This is a genomic window from Kitasatospora sp. NPDC093558 (genome assembly GCF_040683475.1).
Taxonomy (GTDB): Bacteria; Actinomycetota; Actinomycetes; order Streptomycetales; family Streptomycetaceae; genus Kitasatospora.
Genome location: NZ_JBFBDY010000988.1, coordinates 1 through 1823 on the forward strand (window position 1 = coordinate 1; position 1823 = coordinate 1823).

At 72.9% G+C, this 1823-nt stretch carries 2 protein-coding genes; one reads left to right on the top strand and one right to left on the bottom strand.

The genetic code is table 11. From position 1 onward, the window contains the following. The coding region (locus AB0O00_RS37690; RefSeq protein ID WP_363659203.1) for a formyltransferase family protein at window positions 1–506 on the top strand (506 nt) is incomplete at its 5' end. Window positions 507–596: 90 nt separating this feature from the next. Here the strand turns inward: AB0O00_RS37690 and AB0O00_RS37695 are convergent. Further along, entirely contained in the window at window positions 597–1451 is an 855-nt protein-coding gene (locus tag AB0O00_RS37695; RefSeq protein ID WP_363659204.1) for an RICIN domain-containing protein, read from the bottom strand. Window positions 1452–1823 lie beyond the last annotated feature (372 nt).

The following is a 1823-nucleotide window of genomic DNA, read 5'->3' on the forward strand; positions in this document are numbered from 1 at the left end:
GCACGGACGGGCTGGTCTGGTCGGTCAACAACCGGATGATCTTCCGGGCCCCGGTGCTGTCCACCGGGCTGCGCGTCCTCAACGTCCACCACGGCCCCCTCCCGGCCTACCGCGGGATGCCCGAAGTCGCCCTGGTGTACGCCATGCTGGACGGCGAGGCGCAGTTCGCCGCCACGCTCCACCGCGTCGACGAGGGCATCGACACCGGCCCCGTCCTGGCCCGCGAGCCCTACCCGATCGGCGCCGACGAGCCGTACCACGTGGTGATGCGCCGGGGACTGCAGGTCTGCCACCGGCTCTTCGAACGGTGCCTGCCGCTCGCGGCGGCCGACCCGCACTGGCCCGGCGAGCCCGGTGCCGTCCCGCATGTGCGGGGTGGCGGCTACTACGGCCGCACGGCACTGGAGCGCCTCCCCCTTTGGCGCGAGCATCCTGAGTACGCCCGCGCCACCGACCTGGGCTTCCTCGCCGGCTACCTCCCCGACCTCGCCGAGGCCCTCGGGTGACGGCCGGAGGCCGGTGAAGGGTGGGGCCGCGGTCGCCCGCCGCCCCACCCGTGCGTCCGGAACACCGGGCGCCGTTCCCCCGGGACTCCGTCAGCAGCCGGGAATCCCGCCGGTGTACGACAGGCTGCTCGGAGCGCTGCCGGGCGACGTGAACACCGTGAAGCGCTGGTTGTCGGCGCCGTTGCCCCACCAGACCTGGAGCGGGTTGCCCGGCACGAACGCCTGCGGGCCGGGGCCTCCCCACACGTCCAGCCACACGGACGAGTTCGCCGCGAAGGCCGGTTCCAGGCTGAAGGTGTTCGGCTGGTCGCGATAGCACACGTACCACAGCTGGTTCTTGGCCCTGCCGCCGCCCGGGTTGCCGGCGCAGTTGTAGGCGTTGACGCGCAGGCCGCCCGTGTAGTTGTTGTAGTCCCCGTCGGCGACGTCCAGGCAGGAGGTGTAGAGGGCGTAGTCGGCCATGACGTAGAACGCTCCGTTCCCGGCGTAACGGAAGCACCACTGCTGGGCGTTGGTGCCGTTGCCGGGCCACACCTGCACCTGGGCGTTCTGGGCCGAGTGCGTGGCGTCGAGCCACAGGTCGTTCGCCACGCCGCCGTTGGTGGGGCTGCCGGGTGCGATCCCGTACCAGCCGGAGCCACGGCCGTCACCCGTGCACATCGAGTCGGGCGGGGTCGCCAGCCGATCCGGTCCGCTGTCGTGCACCGAACCGCTGCCGTCCGCCCTCACGCCCGCGTGAGCGGCGGCCGGGGAGCAGTCCACGGTGACCGTGGCCTCGGTCGGGTTCGCGCCGGGCAGGGTGTACGTGCAGGTGTTCTGCTGCTCGGCGCGCGATGCCGTCGGCGCGCTCGCGTAGCCGGGAGAGGCGGCTCCTGCCACTGCCGTGGTCGCAGCGAGGACGAGGCCGCCGATACCGGCGAGTGTCCTGGTAAAACGCATGGTCATCCCTTCGTACTGGAACTCGTACTGGAGGTGACTTCGAAGCCCCGGCCGGGACGGTGCGGTTCGAACGCGCAGCAGCGCCGCCTCGAACAGGCTCGCAGCACCTGCGGGCGCTGGCAACAGTCGGGCGGGTTCCCGCTCGTTTCCGTACACCCGAGCACGCCGAACGTCCCCTGCGGAGGAGTGGGACGACCCGCTCACGGCCGCACGGCACCGGAGCGTCTCCCCCGCCACCGACCTGGGCTTCCTCGCCGGCTACCTCCCCGACCTCGCCGCGGCCCTCGGGTGACGCGTCCCGCCGGCGTTCAAGGCCGGTCGCCGGGGCCGGCCGGCAGGGTCTTGGCCGCGGCGCCGGGCCTGGGGACGCCGTCGACC